This window comes from Synechococcus sp. MIT S9452, assembly GCF_047304245.1.
Classification (GTDB): domain Bacteria; phylum Cyanobacteriota; class Cyanobacteriia; order PCC-6307; family Cyanobiaceae; genus RCC307.
Genome location: NZ_CP138956.1, coordinates 57,082 through 68,993, shown reverse-complemented (window position 1 = coordinate 68,993; position 11,912 = coordinate 57,082). Strand labels below are relative to the sequence as shown.

Here is an 11,912-nt window from a genome sequence, read left to right as displayed (position 1 = left end):
TTCGAGAACAACCTGGTGGAAGAGGGCAAGCCGGAGCACTACGCGATCGATGCTCTGGTTGGAACAGTCCTTGAATGGGGCTTAGAAAACAACGGCAGTTTCGCTATCGAAGCTCAATTCGGAATTGCATCCGTTTGGGGCGAAGCAGAACACTTCTATGGCTTGGTTCATGCCCATGATGATCACGAAGATGAGCATCACGAAGATGAAGACGATCACGAAGAAGAGCATGACCACCACGAGGAGAGTCACAGCTCTGGAGCTCCTTTCCGCCGCATTGACCTCAAAGGGTTTGTTCAAGCTCGCTATGAGCCCAATGAGAAACTAGCTTTCTCCGCTGCCTGGATGCCTTACATCGTCACCGAGAACCAAGGTGAAGAGACGAAAGGCATGAAAAACCAAGTTGAAGTTGGTGCCATCTATGCTTTCGGGGATGGTGATGTGAACTTTGCTCTTGGCGATGGACTGGAGTCCATCGTTGACGGCATCTTCATCTCAGCCAAGAACGCCAGTGGCTGGGAAGCCGACGGCTCATACGTTGGCAACTACACCGATGTATGGCCCGGATTTGGCTTCAACTATGACCAGCTGAATGTCACCCTTTCTGGTGGTCCTCGCTTCTACACACCAGGTGCTTACGCCAAGCTGCCCAGCCGCACCGACTGGGGTGGTGAACTTGCACTCGAATATCCAGTCAGCAAGAGCGCAGTGCTGTTTGCTCACTGGGAGCCGATGTATAGCACCAAAGGTGGTGAAGGCTGGGGCAAAGGTTTCCAGCATCACGTTGGCACTGGCGTGACTTTCAGCTTCTAAGCCAACTCTCACGGCTAGACGGGGAACCCCGTCTAGCCTCTGATCAACTATCAGCCCATTCAGGTGCATCGAGCTCTCGGATTACTTTTGCTCGCGACCACCTCAGCATTCGCCATTCCAGGCAGTGCTCAAGAATTGGAGACAAAAGGCATTACTGATGGCTTCTATCTCTTTACAGAGCAAGAAGTTGGATGGTTCAAAGAAGATGCTGAAGCAGCAGTGACATCTGCACGACTTGGCTATGCAGTTGAAGGTCCTCAACTCACCCTTGGATTCGAACTCGGCCCGCGCTACATCAGTACGTTTAATTTGCAGAATCGAACTGACTGGAGCGCAAAGCTAGAAGGAGCGTGGGTCCCCGAAAACACCTCCTTCGAGCTTTACGGTGAATATGAGCCTGCATTGAGCACAGAAACTGACAATAGCGGGTTTTACCAAACAGCAAAATGGGGACTTGTCATCCCACTAACCTCAGCAAGTCAACCCCAATTTGATATCGGCCAAGGATTTGCAGATACTTCGGATTTTTATATCAAGCTCGAACAACAAGGCGGCTGGGCTGTTGGAGGCCACCAAGAGTTCATACTGACCAGCCCGAGACTTGGCTATGGATTGGAGTTGGATTCAGTTGAGATAGCACTCGAGGCTGGCCCGAGCCTTCGCTGGAGCGACCAAACATCACCTCACACAGACCTTGCTACCAAATTGGATCTTCGCTTCAGCCCAACGGAGCGTTACGAGATTTTCATGGAATATGAACCTACTTACATCTTTCAAGCAGACCAAACAGGGCTAATACAAATCCTCAAAGCAGGCCTTGTCTTCAACTTTTAAATGAGCGTATTGGCTTGCCCACAAGCAATAGAATTCCCGAGCCAATTGCGAGGAGCGTCAACACTCCAAGCAGCCAAGAGTAATAGGGCTGAAGATTAACAACTCCAAACCGGCCCGTATGAATTTTGAGCAGCCAAAAAGCATCGACTCCTTGTTCCAATAGCAAGCTGTAGATCGAACCTGTTGCCGACGTAATGAGCAGCGGCAATGTGGCAACGACAACCACCGCCCTGTGGATCACTCTCGGCTTCATTGCTTTCTCAGCATGCGATGCAATTCAGCCTCATCAGAGCAAGGCATCCAACGTCCGTTGTTTTGGTGCACTGAATCACAACCCAGCTCAGCGGCACGCTGCTTGGCTTCAGCCTCAGACTTATAAATCCCAGTGCTGTGGGCTTGGACACTCACAGCCAGACCAGCTGAGGCGGTAGCCAAGAGGACCAATGCGAAGAGCAGCTTCGGCATCTTTTTTACTGAGAATATTTTTATGATCGAGGCTCCAGTTAGTGGAGAGTCAAGCCATGGATGACTCCAGTGAATGGATCCGCATTGGCGCTGCCGCTAAGCGGGCTGGAATGAGCGTCAAAACCATTCGCTATTACAGCGACGAGGGCCTTATTGCCGTAGCTGCCCGCACCCAAGGGGGATACCGGCTGTATCACCAGCATGTTGTTGAGGAGCTCCGCCTCATCCAAAACCTGAGAGGCCTCGGACTAGCCCTAGGAACCATTCGCAGTTACCTAGCCGCAAAACGCGAAGGGGCCTGCCACTGCGAGCAGCTCAAGCAATCGATGCGTGAACAGCAGCAGGCCATTCATCAAAAAATTGAAGCTCTGCAGAACCTTCAGCAAGAACTCCACGAAACAATGCAGGGCTGGGTGAACTGCGGTGGCCGTTTAGACGCCAAACTGGTGTGAGAACCGTTCTCGCGGCCCTTGACTTCGACTCACAGCCATACACCTGTCCCCGTCACGATCCTGACCGGGTTTTTGGGAGCAGGGAAAACCACCCTGCTCAACCACATCCTGACCAACCAGGAGGGGCTCAAAACAGCAGTACTCGTCAATGAATTTGGCGAGATCGGTATCGACCATGAGCTGATCGTCAAGACCAACGACGAGATGGTGGAGCTCACCAATGGCTGCATTTGCTGCAGCATCAACGACGAACTGCTTCAGACCGTTTACAAGGTGCTCGAGCGCCCGGAGCCACCGGACTATCTGGTTGTTGAAACAACCGGGCTTGCCGATCCACTGCCGGTGGCGATGACGTTTCTAGGCAGTGACCTGCGCAATGAAACGCGCCTGGACTCGATCATCACCCTGATTGATGCTGAGAACTTTGGCGAAGAGATCCTCGATACAGAGGTGGGCCGGGCTCAGGTGCTCTACGGCGACATCTTGATGCTCAACAAAAGTGACCTGGTTCCGCCAGAACGCCTTCAAGAATTGGAAGGGATGCTCAGCGAGATCAAAACCGATGCTCGCTTCTTGCATTCGGTCAAAGGGGATGTACCCCTGCCACTACTGCTGAGCGTTGGACTGTTCGAATCCGACAAGGTCGTTGAGGAGCAGGCCCAAGAGGAACACGAGCACTCGCATCACGAGCACTCTCACGACCACGGGCATGCAAACCATGACCACAATCATGAGCATCACCACGATCACGCCCACGCTGATCACGGCCATGGGCACGAGGGACACGATCACGGCCACGCGCATCACCACGACCACGATCACGATCACGATCACGGCCATGACCACCAACACGACCATGGGCATGACCACAGCCATGACGGCTCGATTGAAGGCTTTACATCCTTGTCATTTCAAACAGACAAACCCTTAGGCCTGAGAGCTTTTCAGAACTTCCTCGACAACCAACTACCAGCCACTGTCTTTCGCTCCAAGGGGATTCTTTGGTTTAAAGAAAGCGAGCGGCGACATGTGTTCCACCTAGCGGGGAAGCGCTTCTCGATCGATGACACCGACTGGGAAGGCCCCCGCAAAAACCAGCTGGTGATCATTGGCCGCGATCTCGACCACGACACGATCAAACAGCAGTTGCAGGCCTGTGTTGTGGAAGAGAGTTAAAGCTTGGGGCCGTTCAAACACCATCCTCAGGGGGCTCAAAACCCTTTGCAGGGCGCCCTGAGAATCAGCGGGAAAGGCCCAAAGCAGCGAGAAATCACATATTCCAGAAAACACGACTAGAGTCGGGGGCAATTCCGCAGCTGGCCATGCTGGAGCTCTCCCTCCTTGGCACTGTTTTCCTACTGGTGGGCATTGCCCTGTGGATGGTGGCTGACTCCGATGACGACGACCGCAGTGGCGGACTCAGGCAGCCTGTGTTGGTGCCGGTCCGAGTGCGCAGTCAGTATCGCCGCTGATTTATTTCATCAATTCAATTGGTGCCTGAAGTTGGGTTGAACCAACTCCAGGTCTTCTCTGCGTGGGAGGGAGGATGCCCCAGCAATGCGCCCAGTGGTACCACTGCCGGACTTCCCAACACCAAACGCATTTCAGTGCTGGGCATGGGTGCCTGAGACAGCTGGATATTGAGTAGATGCTGCTTGCAGCGAAGCCTATTGGTACAAAAGCAGGTCCAATCGAGGCAGGCAATCAAGCAACAGATTGAAGCACCTCATAAAAGCCGCCCGGAGTCGAGGAGCCCCGGGACTTAAGCCATAGCCGACCCAAGGCCTATGGCAGCGCTTGAGGTGAACGACTCCTCAAACTTCTCAAGCAACATCAGTTGACTTGAGCAATTCGAGAATGAATGAGCAACCAACTCAGGCACCAACCAATGCAGCGACAAGGCGTAATTTTTTATACCAAAAGGAATGACATCCTAGGGGGCAAAAAAACACAAGGATGCTGTACCTGAACTGAAGACAAAAAGAACGAGAAACAAATGAAACACTAAGCTGCGTCATCGAGCCGAGAACTAGCAATTCAGAACAGCACAATGCCGGCAAGCAACGGCCATACGGTGACAGAAGACGTAACACCAGCACAGAAGCAAGCTTTAGCTCAGTTTGGGCTAACAGAACTTCCAAAGTCACTCAGAGAACTAGATCAGAAGATCCTCAAAGCGCAGCATGTCTACCCAAAGGACTGGGGCTGGATTGAGGTCAGCGCATACCAGATGCTGCTTGAAGCCCTTGGGGAACAGCCGTGGTGGAGGCAATCGGTCAACCTTGAGGGGAGGGAATCAGGCAGCAAAGCCAATCAAAGCACTATTGATCCATGACCTGACTGCCCCAGCAAAAGATACATAGAACTGCATCAACCGAAACGCGGCTCAAGACACAAGGAACCAGTCAGAGAAATCAATCAAAGGAACTGCAGAGGCAACACAAGGAAAGAGGAGACATATCAACGTCAGCTTGTGACAAAGAAAACAAAAGCAAGATCAATCAGTTACATCAACAATGAATTGTGTAAAGACGCGAGAAATGCAGGGGTACTTGACTAATACCTTTAAGCAGCACCGCCACTTCAATGTGCAAAGTTATGGATCACCTGATACCACCTATGGGTGGTGGGCAGGAAACTCTGGAGTTGCCAATCGGTCGGGTTCATTCATTGCAGCTCACGCAGCACATGCTGGGCTAATGATGTTTTGGGCCGGAGCATTCACGCTTTTTGAGCTCGCCCGATACAACACAGCAATTCCAATGGGTGAGCAAGGCTTGATTGTTTTGCCTCACCTTGCCGGCCTTGGTATTGGCCTTAATGAAGCTGGAGAAATCAGCAACACCGAACCGTATATTGCCACGGCTGCATTTCATATGGTTTCGTCTGCCGTCCTTGGGGCAGCAGGTTTTTGGCACCTCTTTCGATGCCCCAAAGACTTATCAGCAGCCGAGGGCAGAGCACAAAAATTTGATTTCGACTGGAAAGACCCAGGAAAGCTGACATTCATTCTTGGACATCACCTGATTTTCCTCGGCCTTGGTGCTATCGCCTTTGTCGAATGGGCCAAACGCCACGGCATCTACGATGCAGCGACGGGCATGGTTCGAACAGTTGAGCCCAACATCGATCTCAACATGGTGTGGGGCTATCAAACAAATTTTCTGTCAATAACCAGCCTGGAAGACATCATGGGTGGGCATGCTGTTTTGGCATTTGCCCTTATTAGTGGGGGTGCATGGCACATTGCGACCAAACCCTTTGGCATTTTTAAAAAGGTTCTGATTTACTCAGGCGAAGCAGTCCTCTCGTATTCACTGGCAGGATTGTCTCTGATGGGGTTTGTGACAGCCTTGTGGTGTTCAGTGAATACCACCATCTATCCCACAGAACTGTATGGAGATGTGCTCAAGCTGAGCTTCGGTGTAGCGCCCTATTTCAAAGATTCAATTTCGATAGGAACAGACCTCTACACCTCAAGAGCTTGGCTAGCCAATACCCATCTTTTCTTGGCTTTCTTCTTCCTGCAGGGCCATCTTTGGCATGCACTACGTTCAATGGGATTTGACTTTAAAAAAGTGTCTGAGGCTTTTGAAAATCTCGAATCAACAAGAGTTTCAGCCTGATTAATCAAAGCCAAAAACAGAACTCCTAGCACCTAGGCCTGTGGCTTAGAGCCGGGAGTTCTACCTAAATCAAAGGACTAAATGATCTGGACTTTCTGCTTGGAAAGAGCTTCGCTCATCACAGCATGGACATGGATTGCTCTCATCATTTTTGGATCCACCTGCTTTGACATCGCAATTCAAGCGAAAGGATCAATCGCGAGATTGGCGATTCAAGAGCTTTTGAAAATAAGCACTGATCTCAACCCTGGGAAGTGGATTCAAATCCGGAAATAGCCCAATTGAATCAGGCATCTCTCAACAGAGTCTGAAGACGCTGACGCATACGCGAATATCCTCGCTTCTCCCCACCCCTTGTATAACCGTTCGTCTCATCGATCACCATGCGCGCTTGCAGAGAGAAAACAAACAAAAATTGTAGAAGAAGAGTTGATGCAATGAGATCAAGAGTTTGTTCCTGCACATGGATCAATCAACTGACTCAAGCGTAAAAACTCATCGGACAAAACTCGCGACAAAAGAACAAAGCCAAAGCTCAAAAAACACATCCTGCAGAACTGAGAGACGCTTTTCAATGCAGCAAAGTGGGCTTCAGCAAGAACCAATCAAACAGCTCAGTCCATCAGAAGGAGATCTTCAATAAGCAATGAGAGACCAGGCCAAAGCATTTGATACCAAGAGCAGATTGATTTGGACGAAGTCTTGAGAGCTAAGAACTGATAGTAAGACAACACGCATTTAGACAAATCATGCGATCGACTGGCGGGAGTCCAAAGGGAATCAGCCCTGTCATAGAAACATATCTCAAAAGCACTATCTCTCACACAATTAGGACAGAAGATCTCGATTATCTACGTTCAATACGCAACTCAATGTCATCAGCAGAAAGCCGTGTCTACAACCACTTAAAATCTTGCATTAAAGAAAAGAGATTCATAGTTTGCTAAGCCAATTAATCCAATCATAATGACCAACAACATACTATTCCTAGAGCTCAATCAAAGCCTTGCCTGCTTTAGCAATAAACTGGCCAAGCAGCTAGCAAGGAAACAACTCAATGTCAAAAGATGGTGCTTCCATCTTGATCCAGATGAGGTCTGCACACTCGAAACCATCTTAGGTTTTTTAGAGACCAGTATTCGAGAGGCTCGATCAGCACCTATCTTGATTGGCCATGGAATTGGTGGCATTCTTGCCAACACATTTGCCCAGCGCCATCCAAGCCTGATTCAAGGCATTGTCCTTCTATCAACAGATTCGATTACTGAATACACCTGGCAAGCTCAATATCATGAAATCCGCAAGATGTTGCCTAATGCCAGAGAGGACGTCTTAATTCACCTCAGCCAACTTCTTACGGGACAGCAATGTCCTGGATTCATCAAAGCGACGAGTGGACTACTCAAAAAAAGCCTAGATGAGGAATACTCCCTGAGTTCTCTCATGACATCAGAGCTAACCACAAAGTGCCAACCACATAACGTACCAATGCTTGTCATCAATGGTGATGATGACTTTATTGTCGACCGCAATAGTGAGAAGCGATGGCAACCATTTCTCAAACGCGGTGACCGCTACGTCTCAATCACAAAAGGCAGGCATTTTATGCAACACACACATTGTCAGGAAGTGTCCTGGGCAATTCATTCTTTTGCTGAAATGACACCGGATCCTGCCTGGCTAGAAACAGGAATCCAACAAATGAAACAACTTTGGAAATCGCCCTATAATGGATAAAAATAATAGTGTTGACGTTTTAATTATTGGCGGCGGACCCGCTGGTTGTAGCTGTGCCTTATACACAGCGCGTTCATCTTTAAACACTCTCATTCTTGACAAAAATCCTGATGCAGGAGCCCTGGCAATTACTAGCAAGATTGCCAATTATCCAGGGACACCTGGCCGACTCAGTGGTGAACAGTTGCTGCAGCAAATGCGCAACCAAGCACTCGAATACGGAGCTCGCTACCTGCAAACGCAGGTGTATGGAATAGATGTATCTAGTGAAAACAAAGTTGTCTACACCCCTGATGGTGTTTTCAGCGGAAAAACACTTGTCCTAGCGACTGGGGCCATGGGACGAACTTCATTCCTTGAAGGCGAGGAGCAATATTTAGGGCAAGGCGTTAGCTACTGCGCCACCTGCGATGCCGCGTTCTTTAAAGGTCAAGATGTCGCCGTTTATGGCGAGAACCAAGAGGCGATTGATGAAGCTCTTGTTCTCACGAAGTTCGCCTCCACCGTTCACTGGGTTGCCAAGCGATCACCAAGCAAAAGCCTTAAAGGGGTCTCTCAGCTTGAACAACTTAATAATGTTCGACTATGGAAAAGAGGTAAGATCAAGGCAATTTTTGGAGATGGTTCAGGAGTGACAGGAATTGATATCAAGCTGAATAGTGATGAACTCAGGATTCCAGTTCAAGGCGTATTTATTTATTCGTCAGGTTCCAAGCCAATCACGGATTTTCTGCATGGCCAAGTCAATCTTGACCAGTCAGGAGGTGTATCCGTCGATGCCCACATGATGACCTCCGTACCAGGCATCTGGGCCATTGGTGATATTCGAAATACTCCCTACAAACAAGCTGTGGTGGCTTGTTCAGATGGCTGCATTGCAGCCATGGCGATTGACAAATATCTAAACCAGCGTGAGTCCATCCAGGTTGACTGGGTACATCAATAAAAAAGCGCCCTAAAAAGGCGCTTTTTAATTAGCTTATCGAGAGCAGTTTAGAGTTGAGGCTTAATCAAGTTCAGCCAGTTCGAGAGTCTCTCGTGGGACAAATCCGATTCATTGTCCTCATCGATGGGGAGACCGCAAAACATGCCATTCAGCACACTTTTTGATTCATTAAATGTGTAACCATCGGTCGGAACTTTTCCAATAATATTCGCTCCAGCTTTGGAAAAAGCGGTGTAAAGCTCTTCCATGGCATCGCAAAAATAGTCACCATAGGATGCCGAATCACCAAGACCAACAATGGCAATAGTTTTTCCAGCAAAATTCATCGAGGGAATCTCCTCAATACATTGATCCCATGCTGTTCCTGATCGAGCCTCATCTGCTCCTGTATTCCAAGTGGGAATGCAGCAAATGAGAGATCCAGGGACTTCCAGCTCACGTGCGCTGGACATCTCATCCACATCTTGAAGGCCAGCATCAGGAAGAAGTTCCTTCAGCTGATCAGCGATATCTGATGTTTTTCCAGTTGAAGTTGCAAAAAAGATGGTAGTAGCCATCGCCGAAGCAGATCAATCCATAGTCAAGCCAACAGAGACAGCTCAGAGGTGAGCAGATGGTCGACTGCCTCGTAATAAGGGCTACAAAGATCAGAAACTTTTTACCGATATTGTTAGCTCACAGGCTCAACTTGATTTCGAAGAAAAGACCTGGTAGCGATAAAGGTCCATTACGTCAAGTACATTCGCTACGTCCTCTCGTAATCCATGAGCGACTAGCTGAATTCATTTCAATCTTGACGCCATTTCGACTGAAATTACGTTGCCAATAGCTTTCAACTTCAACTTGAAGCGCATTCTGCCCATTTCAGTCCTGGCTCTCAGCGGACTGGCAACCTCAGGTTTGGTTCTGAGCCCCCCTCATCAGACCGCCCACGCTCAAGAAAAGATCACTCTTGGCGTGTATTCGGCCCGTCACTACAACACGGACAAAGAGCTCTATCGCGAGTTCGAAAGACAAAATCCTGGCATCACCATCAAGGTGTTGGAAGCCAAAGACAAAGTGCTTCTCAAACGGCTGGAGAGCGAAGGAGACAACAGCCCAGCCGATGTGCTGGTCTTGGTCGACGCCGCACGACTGGTCAAAGCCTCGAAGCTTGGCCTGTTCCGTCCAAGCATTTCACCGACGCTGAACAGACTGGTCCCTGCCAATCTGCGTGATCCTCAAGGCAAGTGGTATGCCCTGACGCGTCGCGCTCGTGTTCCGATCGTCAACCCCGACATCGTCGATCCGGCGAGCATCAAGAGCTATGCCGATCTGGCCAACCCTGCACTGAAGGGAAAGCTCTGCCTGCGTAACCGCAAGAGCCCCTACAACCAATCATTGGTTGCTGACCAAATCATCTTGCGTGGTGAAGCGGCAACGGCGAAATGGATTCGCGGCATGGCCAACAACGTCACCCAGGAATTCTTCCCCAAGGACACGCCTCAAGTGCAAGCCGTTGGCAAAGGCAAGTGCGGCGTCGCAGTGGTCAACACCTACTACGTCGGCAGGATGCTGGCCGGCCGTAAAGGCGCGGACAACAAAGCGCTAGCCGAGAAGGTCAAAGTGGTGTTCCCCAATCCCACCCACGTCAACGTGAGTGGTGCGGGCGTCACAGCATCCTCTGACAATCCGCAAGCAGCCTTGAAACTCATTGAGTTTCTGGCTTCTCCCAATGCCGGCAAGGGCTATGCCGCAGCCAACCTGGAATACCCAGTCAAAGGTTTTGGCAACAATCCCATCTTGAGGAGCTGGGGCACCTTCAAAGCTGATGGCGTCTCGGTGGAGCAACTTGGGGCCAAGAACAAGCAGGCCCAGCAACTGATGAAAGACAACGGCTGGAAGTAAGGCCACAAGGCCCCGCGATGGATGTCACCGCGGGGCCTGACCATCGCTTATTGCGACACTATTGAGAATCCCTTGCAAAAAGCGCTTGTTGGTGTGTACGTTGCAAGGGATTCGCAATAGCAACTTGTTCGGGTTACGAGTCACCAGGCGCTTCAGCCTGCTGGCACCACTGCTATTGATGGCCGCTGGCTGCAACCCACAAGAACCGAAGATCACCCTGGGGGTCTATTCCGGGCGGCACTACAACACCGACAAAGAGCTCTACAAACAATTCACTGACCAGACAGGCATTGGCATCAACCTGCTGGAAGCCAAAGACAAGGTGCTGCTGCAACGGCTAGAGGCAGAGGGAGACAACAGCCCAGCCGATGTATTGGTTTTGGCTGATGCAGCTCGGCTGGTCAAAGCCTCAGGTATGGGGCTCTACCAACCCAGCACGTCGAACAAGCTGAACACCGAAGTGCCGGCAAATCTCCGGGCTCCTGACGGTCAGTGGTTTGCTCTAACGCGCCGCGCGCGCGTTCCGATCGTCAACCCTGAGATCGTCGATCCAAAGACCATCACCAGCTACGCCGATCTGGCCAGCCCCGCACTGAAAGGCAAGCTCTGCCTGCGAAACCGCAAGAGCCCCTACAACCAGTCATTGGTTGCTGACCAAATCATCCTGCGCGGTGAAGAGGCGACAGCGAAGTGGATCCGGGGGATGACAAGCAATGTCAGCCAGGAATTCTTCTCCAGTGATACGCCCCAAATCCAGGCGGTTGGCACAGGAGTCTGCGGTGTTGCATTGGTCAACACCTATTACGTGGGCCGCATGCTGGGCGGCCAGAAGGGTGAGGCCAACAAGGCCTTGGCAGAAAAAGTCCAAGTGGTGTTCCCTGATCCAACTCACATCAACATCAGTGGAGCTGGTGTCACGGCAGCATCCAAACACCCCAAAGAAGCAATCCAGCTCATTGAGTTTCTTGCCTCTCCAGAGGCGGGCCAGGGCTATGCCGCTGCGAACTATGAATATCCCGTCAGAGGGCTAGGCGATAACGCTGTTTTAGAGACGTTTGGAACGTTTACTCCGGACGACGTTGCCGTTGAGCAGCTCGGCGCCAAAAACAAACAAGCCCAAGCACTGATGGAGGCAAACGGCTGGAAATAACC

13 protein-coding genes are annotated in these 11,912 nt (G+C 50.5%); 11 read left to right on the top strand and 2 right to left on the bottom strand.

Annotated elements, in window-relative coordinates; translation table 11 throughout:
* Positions 1–15 precede the first annotated feature (15 nt).
* Together SIB46_RS00125 and SIB46_RS00120 are read left to right on the top strand one after the other, a co-directional pair.
* Positions 16–813, top strand: a complete 798-nt coding sequence (locus SIB46_RS00125) for a hypothetical protein (RefSeq protein WP_413296540.1) — start codon at positions 16–18, stop codon at positions 811–813.
* Positions 814–876: 63 nt separating this feature from the next.
* Positions 877–1,647 carry a hypothetical protein gene (locus SIB46_RS00120; RefSeq protein WP_413296539.1) on the top strand — a complete coding sequence of 257 codons (771 nt, stop codon included), beginning with the start codon at positions 877–879 and terminating at the stop codon, positions 1,645–1,647.
* 249 nt (positions 1,648–1,896) lie between these two features.
* Here the strand turns inward: SIB46_RS00120 and SIB46_RS00115 are convergent, their stop codons facing one another.
* Complete coding sequence (locus SIB46_RS00115) at positions 1,897–2,112, bottom strand: DUF3721 domain-containing protein (RefSeq protein ID WP_413296538.1); 216 nt, start codon at positions 2,110–2,112, stop codon at positions 1,897–1,899.
* Between the two features lie 56 nt (positions 2,113–2,168).
* Between SIB46_RS00115 and SIB46_RS00110 the strand changes: the two genes are divergently transcribed.
* From SIB46_RS00110 to SIB46_RS00080, 7 genes are all read left to right on the top strand, one after another.
* The gene (locus SIB46_RS00110; protein ID WP_413296537.1) at positions 2,169–2,564 is read left to right on the top strand and encodes a MerR family transcriptional regulator; all 396 of its coding nucleotides are present in this window, start codon (positions 2,169–2,171) and stop codon (positions 2,562–2,564) included.
* 18 nt (positions 2,565–2,582) lie between these two features.
* Complete coding sequence (locus tag SIB46_RS00105) at positions 2,583–3,740, top strand: CobW family GTP-binding protein (protein ID WP_413296536.1); 1,158 nt, start codon at positions 2,583–2,585, stop codon at positions 3,738–3,740.
* Positions 3,741–3,886: 146 nt separating this feature from the next.
* A complete protein-coding gene (locus SIB46_RS00100) occupies positions 3,887–4,036 on the top strand; it encodes a hypothetical protein (protein ID WP_413296535.1) in 150 nt (49 codons plus the stop codon).
* A gap of 578 nt (positions 4,037–4,614) precedes the next feature.
* On the top strand, positions 4,615–4,899 hold the full coding sequence (locus tag SIB46_RS00095; protein ID WP_413296534.1) for a hypothetical protein: 285 nt from the start codon (positions 4,615–4,617) through the stop codon (positions 4,897–4,899).
* 253 nt (positions 4,900–5,152) lie between these two features.
* Entirely contained in the window at positions 5,153–6,190 is a 1,038-nt protein-coding gene (locus SIB46_RS00090; RefSeq protein WP_413297800.1) for a chlorophyll a/b binding light-harvesting protein, read from the top strand.
* 966 nt (positions 6,191–7,156) lie between these two features.
* On the top strand, positions 7,157–7,927 hold the full coding sequence (locus SIB46_RS00085) for a serine aminopeptidase domain-containing protein (RefSeq protein WP_413296533.1): 771 nt from the start codon (positions 7,157–7,159) through the stop codon (positions 7,925–7,927).
* The gene (locus SIB46_RS00080) at positions 7,920–8,873 is read left to right on the top strand and encodes an NAD(P)/FAD-dependent oxidoreductase (protein ID WP_413296532.1); all 954 of its coding nucleotides are present in this window, start codon (positions 7,920–7,922) and stop codon (positions 8,871–8,873) included. Before SIB46_RS00085 ends, SIB46_RS00080 begins: the two co-directional genes overlap by 8 nt.
* 47 nt (positions 8,874–8,920) lie before the next feature.
* Here SIB46_RS00080 and fldA read toward each other — a convergent pair whose 3' ends face one another.
* Positions 8,921–9,430 carry a flavodoxin FldA gene (gene fldA, locus SIB46_RS00075; protein ID WP_413296531.1) on the bottom strand — a complete coding sequence of 170 codons (510 nt, stop codon included), beginning with the start codon at positions 9,428–9,430 and terminating at the stop codon, positions 8,921–8,923.
* A 286-nt stretch (positions 9,431–9,716) separates the two neighbouring features.
* Here fldA and SIB46_RS00070 point away from each other — a divergent pair, with 286 nt between their 5' ends.
* Together SIB46_RS00070 and SIB46_RS00065 are read left to right on the top strand one after the other, a co-directional pair.
* Positions 9,717–10,760, top strand: coding sequence for an extracellular solute-binding protein (locus SIB46_RS00070; protein WP_413296530.1), 1,044 nt, complete (start codon positions 9,717–9,719; stop codon positions 10,758–10,760).
* 178 nt (positions 10,761–10,938) lie between these two features.
* Positions 10,939–11,910, top strand: coding sequence for an extracellular solute-binding protein (locus SIB46_RS00065; RefSeq protein ID WP_413297799.1), 972 nt, complete (start codon positions 10,939–10,941; stop codon positions 11,908–11,910).
* Positions 11,911–11,912 lie beyond the last annotated feature (2 nt).

What these genes read in the sequence shown, in the direction of transcription:
- SIB46_RS00115 (WP_413296538.1), bottom strand. Translation starts at nt 2,112, where the DNA reads ATGCCGAAGCTGCTCTTCGCATTGGTCCTCTTGGCTACCGCCTCAGCT.
- SIB46_RS00110 (WP_413296537.1), top strand. Translation starts at nt 2,169, where the DNA reads ATGGATGACTCCAGTGAATGGATCCGCATTGGCGCTGCCGCTAAGCGG.
- SIB46_RS00100 (WP_413296535.1), top strand. Translation starts at nt 3,887, where the DNA reads ATGCTGGAGCTCTCCCTCCTTGGCACTGTTTTCCTACTGGTGGGCATT.
- SIB46_RS00095 (WP_413296534.1), top strand. Translation starts at nt 4,615, where the DNA reads ATGCCGGCAAGCAACGGCCATACGGTGACAGAAGACGTAACACCAGCA.
- SIB46_RS00085 (WP_413296533.1), top strand. Translation starts at nt 7,157, where the DNA reads ATGACCAACAACATACTATTCCTAGAGCTCAATCAAAGCCTTGCCTGC.
- SIB46_RS00080 (WP_413296532.1), top strand. Translation starts at nt 7,920, where the DNA reads ATGGATAAAAATAATAGTGTTGACGTTTTAATTATTGGCGGCGGACCC.
- fldA (WP_413296531.1), bottom strand. Translation starts at nt 9,430, where the DNA reads ATGGCTACTACCATCTTTTTTGCAACTTCAACTGGAAAAACATCAGAT.
- SIB46_RS00065 (WP_413297799.1), top strand. Translation starts at nt 10,939, where the DNA reads ATGGCCGCTGGCTGCAACCCACAAGAACCGAAGATCACCCTGGGGGTC.